Origin of the sequence: Shewanella sp. SM20 (assembly GCF_025654545.1) — a bacterium.
Taxonomy (GTDB): domain Bacteria; phylum Pseudomonadota; class Gammaproteobacteria; order Enterobacterales; family Shewanellaceae; genus Shewanella; species Shewanella oncorhynchi.
Genome location: NZ_JAKKRK010000118.1, coordinates 1 through 1,671, shown reverse-complemented (window position 1 = coordinate 1,671; position 1,671 = coordinate 1). Strand labels below are relative to the sequence as shown.

Genomic DNA, 1,671 nt, shown 5'->3' with positions numbered 1-1,671 from the left:
CCCCCTGTGTCAGGATTGTTGTCACCCCTTAAAATCATCCAATAATTAAATAAAGGGGGCGGTCAATGAGAGCTCAATGGAACGATATTCACCTGAACGTAAAGACGCTGTCTTAAAGAAATTATTACCTCCCCACAATATGACGGTCACGGAAGTGGCTCGCAGTGAGGGGATCTCCTACCAAACCCTGTATCATTGGCGAGATAAAGCCAAAAAAGAGGGTCGCCCTGTGCCAGGTAAAACATTAACCAGTAATGATTGGGCAGCTGAAGCTAAGTTTGCAGTTCTCATTGAAACAGCACCAATGTCAGAAACTGAAATCAGCCAATATTGCCGAGAAAAAGGCTTGTTTCGAGAACAAGTTCAGCAGTGGAAACAAGATTGTTTAGGTGGTTTTAAGACGAGTGAAGTTCAAGCTAAAACGATTAAGCAGCAAGCCAAATCAGACAAGGCAGAAATAAAATCCCTGCAACGAGAATTACGTTATAAGGAGAAGGCACTCGCTGAAGCTGCGGCTTTACTGGTGCTTAGAAAAAAGCTCAATGCGCTTTGGGAGGACGACAGCGAGGAGAGTTAACGCCTTTGCCTAAGCGCATAACACTGGTGGATTTAATACAAGAAGCTTATGCCCACGGTGCGCGTCTTTACAAAGCTTGCGCTGAAGCAGAGTTAAGTAAACGGACGTATCGCCGCTGGTATCGAGCAGGAAAAGTGCAGGCAGATTTAAGGCCTACGGCAGTAAGACGGGAGCCTGCTAACAAGCTTAATGATGATGAGCAAGAGCAGATATTGGCAACCTCTAATGAGGCAAGGTTTGCAAGCCTACCTCCCTCACAAATCGTGCCGACACTGCTTGATGAGGGGGTCTATATCGCTTCAGAGTCGAGTTTTTATCGAGTGTTAAAAGCCAATGAACAGTTAAATCGGCGTGGGCGAAGCCAAGGCGTAACAAAAAGAAGCAAACCAGATGCTTACGTTGCAGATGGGCCAAACAAAGTATGGTCTTGGGATATTACTTATTTAGCCTCGGTCATCAAAGGACGCTTTTATTATCTGTATATGTTTGAGGATATTTATAGCCGTAAGATAGTGGGTTATGAAGTCCATGACCGAGAATGTGGTGAGCTTGCGGCCGAGTTAATGCAGCGCAATATGCTACGCGAGCAATGCTTCAAAAAACCGTTAGTATTGCACTCTGATAACGGTGCTCCGATGAAGTCATTGACGATGAAAGCCAAGCTTGAAGAGTTAGGTGTTACCGCTTCGTTAAGTAGACCAAGCGTAAGCAATGACAATCCTTACTCCGAAGCATTATTCAGAACCTTAAAGTATCGGCCAGAATGGCCTAGCTCTGGCTTTAAAAACATCACCGAGGCACGGGAATGGGTAGAAGAGTTTGTGACTTGGTACAATACCAAACATAAGCACAGTAAGCTCAATTTTGTATCACCGAGTGAGCGACATGCGATGCAAGATAAAGCGATTTTATCTAAGCGTAAGGAGGTACTAGAAGAAGCAAGATCAAGAAACCCTAAACGCTGGCCAAACGGTATAAGGAACTGTGACGTTATCGGTGAGGTAGTGTTGAACCCAGAAAAAGAGTCTGAAACTGAAACAAGAAATGCAGCTTAAAATTTAAGTAAAGAGTGCCAACTACCTTGAAAAACACCG

General features: G+C 44.5%; 1 protein-coding gene. It reads left to right on the top strand.

Annotated features, from left to right (window positions below):
• Positions 1-76: 76 nt before the first annotated feature.
• A protein-coding gene (locus L5M18_RS23105; RefSeq protein WP_263198715.1) for an IS3 family transposase occupies positions 77-1,632 on the top strand; the annotation gives its coding sequence in 2 pieces (ribosomal slippage) (positions 77-530 and positions 530-1,632; 1,557 coding nt in all).
• The last annotated feature ends 39 nt before the right edge of the window (positions 1,633-1,671 follow it).